The sequence below is a fragment of the Jiangella rhizosphaerae genome (genome assembly GCF_003579925.1).
Taxonomy (GTDB): domain Bacteria; phylum Actinomycetota; class Actinomycetes; order Jiangellales; family Jiangellaceae; genus Jiangella; species Jiangella rhizosphaerae.
In genome coordinates this window covers 1-5,685 of record NZ_QUAL01000340.1, presented here as the reverse complement: position 1 = coordinate 5,685, position 5,685 = coordinate 1, and the positions used below count along the sequence as shown (strand labels likewise).

Annotated in this window: 7 protein-coding genes; 6 read left to right on the top strand and 1 reads right to left on the bottom strand. The window is 70.4% G+C overall.

The window, feature by feature from the left end; translation table 11 throughout:
* On the bottom strand, positions 1-471 hold a 471-nt coding region (locus DY240_RS24500; protein ID WP_158602987.1), incomplete at its 3' end, for an alcohol dehydrogenase catalytic domain-containing protein.
* An 83-nt stretch (positions 472-554) separates the two neighbouring features.
* Between DY240_RS24500 and DY240_RS24495 the strand changes: the two genes are divergently transcribed.
* The 6 genes from DY240_RS24495 (at position 555) to DY240_RS24470 (ending at position 5,374) form a co-directional block, all read left to right on the top strand.
* Positions 555-1,442, top strand: a complete 888-nt coding sequence (locus DY240_RS24495) for a basic amino acid ABC transporter substrate-binding protein (protein ID WP_119662332.1) — start codon at positions 555-557, stop codon at positions 1,440-1,442.
* A 5-nt stretch (positions 1,443-1,447) separates the two neighbouring features.
* Positions 1,448-2,233: an amino acid ABC transporter permease gene (locus tag DY240_RS24490; protein ID WP_119662331.1), complete on the top strand. Its 786-nt coding sequence runs from the start codon at positions 1,448-1,450 to the stop codon at positions 2,231-2,233.
* Positions 2,230-2,988, top strand: a complete 759-nt coding sequence (locus DY240_RS24485) for an amino acid ABC transporter ATP-binding protein (protein WP_325049307.1) — start codon at positions 2,230-2,232, stop codon at positions 2,986-2,988. Before DY240_RS24490 ends, DY240_RS24485 begins: the two co-directional genes overlap by 4 nt.
* A 138-nt stretch (positions 2,989-3,126) precedes the next feature.
* Positions 3,127-3,513, top strand: coding sequence for an ATP-binding protein (locus tag DY240_RS24480; RefSeq protein WP_233552860.1), 387 nt, complete (start codon positions 3,127-3,129; stop codon positions 3,511-3,513).
* Complete coding sequence (locus DY240_RS24475; protein ID WP_199702319.1) at positions 3,510-4,412, top strand: RNA polymerase sigma factor SigF; 903 nt, start codon at positions 3,510-3,512, stop codon at positions 4,410-4,412. The genes DY240_RS24480 and DY240_RS24475 overlap by 4 nt, the downstream gene beginning before the upstream one ends.
* Positions 4,413-4,447: 35 nt before the next feature.
* On the top strand, positions 4,448-5,374 hold the full coding sequence (locus DY240_RS24470) for a diacylglycerol/lipid kinase family protein (protein ID WP_119662328.1): 927 nt from the start codon (positions 4,448-4,450) through the stop codon (positions 5,372-5,374).
* Positions 5,375-5,685 lie beyond the last annotated feature (311 nt).

Sequence of the window (5,685 nt, the reverse complement as noted above, 5' to 3'; positions counted from 1 at the left end):
CTGCCCGGGCGTCACCCTCGCCTGGGTGAACAGCATGCGGTACGCCGTCAGCCAGGCGGTCGGCAGGCAGGCGGCCTCCTCGAACGACAACGCCGGCGGCTTCGGGACCAGGTTGCGCGACGGCACCGCGACGCGCTCGGCGAACGTGCCGGGGTGCCGCTCGGACAGCAGCGTGCGCTTCGGGTCCAGCGTCTCGTCGTCGCGCCAGTCGGGGTCGGAGACGACGGCGTGCACGAGCACCTCGCGGCCGTCGTCGGTGACGCCCGCCGCGTCGCAGCCCAGGATCATCGGCAGCCGGCTCTCGTCGAGGCCGACGCCGCGCAGCGACCACAGGTCGTGGTGGTTGAGCGCCGTCGCCCGCACCGTCACCGTCGTCCAGCCGTCGGGGACCGAGGGCTCAGGCCGCTCCCCCAGAGCCAGCCCGGCGAGGGGGTCGTCGGCGTCGAGCGTCGAGGCGTAGGCGGCGAACATTCCCCGAGCCTACTGACCATCCGACCGGCCCAAGCAGTGGCAGGATGCGAACAGGACAGGTGTCGCGTGCAAGGGGGGATGCCATGTCCAGGCGACACACCATGGCCGGATTGAGCCGGCTCGCCGCCGCGGCCGCCGTCACGACGATGCTGCTGGCCGCGTGTGGCGGCGACGACGAGGGAGGTACCACCGCCACGGGCGGCGCCGGCACCCAGGCGGCCGACCTCGGCCTCGTCCAGAACGGCACGTTGACGGTCTGCTCCGACGTCCCGTACCCGCCGTTCGAGATCGAGAGCCCGGACGCACCCAGCGGCTACAGCGGCTTCGACATGGACCTCATGCAGGCCATCGCCGACGGCCTGGGTCTGCGGATGACGGTCCAGGACGTCGGGTTCGACCCGCTCCAGAGCGGCGCCGTGCTGGCGGCCGGGCAGTGCGACCTGGGCGCGTCGGCCATGACCATCACCGACGAGCGGAAGCAGCACCTTGACTTCTCGATGCCGTACTACGACTCGCTCCAGTCGCTGCTGGTACCCGCCGACTCCGGCATCACGTCGATCGACGACCTCGTCGGCAAGACCGTCGGCGTCCAGCAGGGCACCACGGGCGAGATCTACGCCAAGGAGCACCTGCCGAAGGGGGCGAACCCGCCGCAGGCCTTCCCCAGCGACGGCGAGCTGTGGCCGGCGCTGCAGGCCGGCAACATCGCCGCCATCCTGCAGGACCTGCCCGTCAACCTCGAGCATGCGCGCTCGGACCCGGCGTACGAGGTGGTCGAGCAGTACGAGACCGACGAGCAGTACGGCTTCGCCTTCGCCAAGGGCGAGAAGACGGCCCTGCTCAACGCCGTGAACGAGCAGCTGCAGGCGCTGCGCGACGACGGCACCTACGACGAGATCTACGCGCGCTACTTCGCGATGGACTCGACGGGCACCGAGAGCCCGACGGGTCCCAGCCCGAGCACGAGCTGACCGCCGTGCGCCGGACCACGCGGCGACGCATCCGCCGCGGCGTTCTCTACCTGGTGTTCGCCGCGGCGGTCGCCGCCGTGGTGCTGGCGGCGGACTGGGATCGCATCAGGGCGAACTTCCTGCAGCCCGACGTCGCCCGCGCGCAGCTCCCGGAGATCATCACGATCGCGGCGAAGAACACCATCCTCTTCACCGTCATCTCGTTCAGCGGCGGCCTCGTGCTGGGCATCGTCCTCGCCCTGATGAAGCTGTCGACCGTCGCGCCCTACCGATGGCTGGCCATCGCCTACATCGAACTGTTCCGCGGCCTGCCGGCGCTGCTGACCATCTTCGCGATGGCCTACGTGCTGCCGATCGCGTTCCAGGTCCACGTGCCCGGCGGGACGATCGGGGCCGGGCTGCTGGCGCTGATCCTGGTGGCGGCCGCGTACATGGCCGAGAGCATCCGGGCGGGCATCCAGGGCGTGCCGAAGGGACAGACGGAGGCGGCCCGCTCGCTGGGGATGTCGGCGGGACGGACGATGCTCTCCATCGTGCTGCCGCAAGCGTTCCGCATCGTCATCCCGCCGCTCACCAACGAGTTCGTCCTGCTCATCAAGGACACGTCGCTGCTGTTCATCGCGGGATCGACGCTGCAGAACAAGGAGATCACGACGTTCGCGCGCGACGGCGTCATCAACTCCAACAACAGCACGCCGCTCGTGATGGCGGCCATGCTGTACCTGCTGATCACCATCCCGCTCACCCGCCTGGTTGCGGTGCTGGAACGGCGGCTGGGGCGGTCGAGGTGAGCGCCGTTCCGGTGCCCCTGACGGGCGTCGCCGCCATCGAGGTGGCGGGACTGCACAAGAGTTTCGGAGACCTCGAGGTGCTCCGGGGCGTCGACCTCACGGTCGAGCCCGGTCAGGTGGTGTGTGTCATCGGGCCGAGCGGGTCGGGCAAGTCCACCCTGTTGCGCTGCGTCAACCGGCTGGAGGAGCCGACGTCCGGGGAGATCCGGGTCGAGGGCATCGACATCCTCGACCCGGAGATCGACGTCGACCGCGTCCGCGCCCGCATCGGCATGGTGTTCCAGCAGTTCAACCTGTTCCCTCATCTGACCGTGCTGAGCAACCTCACGATCGCGCAGCGGCGGGTACTCGGGCGCAGCAAGCGCGACGCCGTCGAGGTGGCCCGGCACAACCTCGCCCGGGTGGGCCTCATGGACAAGGTCGCCGCCTACCCCGCCCACCTGTCCGGCGGCCAGCAGCAACGGGTCGCGATCGCCCGCGCCCTGTCGATGGACCCGGACATGATGCTGTTCGACGAGCCGACCTCGGCGCTGGACCCCGAACTGGTCGGCGACGTGCTCGACGTGATGCGCGACCTGGCCCGCAGCGGCATGACCATGATGGTCGTCACCCACGAGATGGGCTTCGCCCGAGAGGTGGGGGACCAGATGATCTTCATGGACGACGGTGTCATCGTAGAGTCGGGCCGGCCCAGGGACGTCCTGTCCGACCCGCGGCACGCACGCACCCGGGCCTTCCTCTCGAAGGTGCTCTGACCCCACTCGGCGCACGGCGGCCGACTACGCCTTCGGGCGCACATGTGACACTGTGTCGGGAGCAACACGAGCTCTCTGGCGTTGTGGCCGGCCGAGCAGGCGGGAATCGGTCGGCCGATTCCAGGAGGAGGAGGTTTGGTGAGCGAGTCCGATTCGTCGTTCGGTGACCTGGTGGAGCTGCAGGTACCGTCGTCCAGCGCCTACCTCACCGTGCTGCGGACGACCGCCGCCCGGCTGGCCGCCAGGATCGGGTTCACGCTCGACGAGATCGAGGACCTGCGCATCGCCGTCGACGAAGCCGGCGCCATGCTGCTGCCGCTCGCCGTTCCCGGGTCGAACATGCACTGCAGCTTCCAGCTGCACACCGACATCCTCGACGTCGTGGTGTCCGTCCCCGCCGCGCAGACCGACCTCCCCAGCCGCGACAGCTTCGCCTGGACGGTGCTGTCGGCGCTGGCCGGCGAGGTGCATTCGCGGGCCGAGGACGGCCGGGTGTCCATCATGCTGCGGAAGAAGCGGGGTTGAGTCAGGCGGTGGGAGCGGCCGAGGCGAGGCTGACCAGCGAGGCCACGGAGCCCGCCGGTCCGGTCGTCGACGTCGTCCGGCCGGTGATCACGGTCGGACCGCTGGACGCCGAGCCGGTCGAGCCGGCCGACGGCGAGGCCACCCGCGGCACCGTCGACCGCGCCAAGAGCCGCGCACTGCTCGAGCTGCTCGCGAGCCTCGAGGCCGACGACCCCGCGCGGGCCGAGGTCCGCAACCGGCTGACGACGCTGCACCTGCCGCTCGCCGAGCACCTGGCCCGCCGCTTCGCCGGCCGCGGCGAGCCGTACGAAGACCTCGTCCAAGTGGCCACCATCGGCCTGATCAAGGCGATCGACCGGTACGACCCCGGCCGCGGCGCGGAGTTCTCCACCTACGCCACCCCCACCATCCTCGGCGAGATCAAGCGCTGGTTCCGCGACAAGGGCTGGGCCATCCGCGTCCCCCGTCGGCTGCAGGAGCTGCGGCTGTCCATCAGCACGGCGACGACGGAGCTGCTGCAGCAGCTGGGCCGGTCGCCGACCATCGCCGAGCTGGCCCAGGCCACCCGCACCACCGAGGACGAGGTGCTCGAGGCGCTGGAGACGGCCGCCGCTTACAGCACCGTCTCGCTCGACTCCCCGGAGCCGGGCGAGAACGCGCCCAGCACCATCGAGACCATCGGCCACGACGACGAGGCTCTCGAGGGCGTCGAGAACCGCGAGACGCTGGCCCGCATGCTCGACGGCCTGCCCGAACGCGAGCGGCGCATCATCGTCCTGCGGTTCTTCCGCGGCATGACGCAGTCGCAGATCGCCGGCGAGATCGGCATCTCGCAGATGCACGTGTCCCGGCTGCTGGCCCGGACGTTGATCCAACTGCGTGAGGGCATGTTCCGCTGACCGGCGGCGGAATCGCGGATCGTAGGCTGTCACCCATGCGCGCGCTCGTCGTCCTCAACCCCAACGCCACGACGACGTCCGTACGCACCCGCGACGTTCTGCTGTCGGCACTGAGCAACGACCTCGACCTCGAAGTCGCCGAGACCACCCACCGCGGCCACGCCACCGAGCTGGCCCGCAAGGCGCGCGCCGACGGCCTGTCCCTGGTCGTGTCGGTGGGCGGCGACGGCACCGTGAACGAGGTGGTCAACGGCCTGCTCGACCCCGCGCCGACGGAGGGTGAGGCCGTCCCCGACATCGCCATCATCCCCGGCGGCAGCACCAACGTGCTGGCGCGCAACCTCGGCATCCCCGAGAACTCCATCGAGGCCACCGGGCTGCTGCTCGACGCGCTGCGCGCCGGCCGGCGCCAGAGCATCGGGCTGGGCCGGCTCGACGACCGCTACTTCACCTTCACCGCCGGGTTCGGCCTCGACGCCGACGTCATCCACGCCGTCGAGGCCGAGCGCGAACGCGGCCGGGTGTCGACCGTCCAGCTGTACGTCCGCACCGCGATCCGCCGGTTCTTCGCCCAGCCTGAGCGGCGGCACGGCACCATCGAGCTCACCGCCGACGGCGGACTGCCGATCCCCGGGCTGGCGGTCGTCATCGTCACGAACTGCACGCCGTGGACGTACCTCGGCGCCCGGCCGCTGCGGCCCACCCCGTTCGCCGACCTCAACGCCGGCCTCGACGTGTTCGGCCTGACCAGCCTCCGGCTGGCGCCGACGCTGCTGCACCTGGCCCAGATGACGACGCGGCGCGGGCCGCGCGGCCGGGCCGTCGTGTCGCTGCACGACCGCAAGCAAATCGTCCTGCGGGCGCCGGAACCGCTGCCGGTGCAGGTCGACGGCGACTACATCGGCGAGCGGACGGAGATCACGCTGACGTCGGCGCCGCGGGCGCTGCGGATCGCGTACTGAGGCGTCTCGTCGATCCGAAGCCGATCGATGCGCCGAACCTGTCAGATGCAGGTCCGCAGCACCCTTGTCACGGCAAGAGGTGCCGGTTATGGTCGCATCTTGGCTGATTTGAACCGATGTTGTGACCGACGCTACACCGACCTTCATGAGACGGATTACACAAAGCCCTTGTAGATGCATCACGAACTTGTCACCCTGGTAGGGCGACGCGGTTACATGCGCGCCCCGAGCGCGCGGTAGGCCGCCGCAAGACTTCGCGTCATCCCCTCGGCCCCACGGAGCCACAGGGCCGGGCAGGGATTCGTGAACGA

Excerpts from the sequence above, each read along its gene's own strand:
- DY240_RS24495 (WP_119662332.1), top strand. The coding sequence starts at position 555 with ATGTCCAGGCGACACACCATGGCCGGATTGAGCCGGCTCGCCGCCGCG.
- DY240_RS24470 (WP_119662328.1), top strand. The coding sequence starts at position 4,448 with ATGCGCGCGCTCGTCGTCCTCAACCCCAACGCCACGACGACGTCCGTA.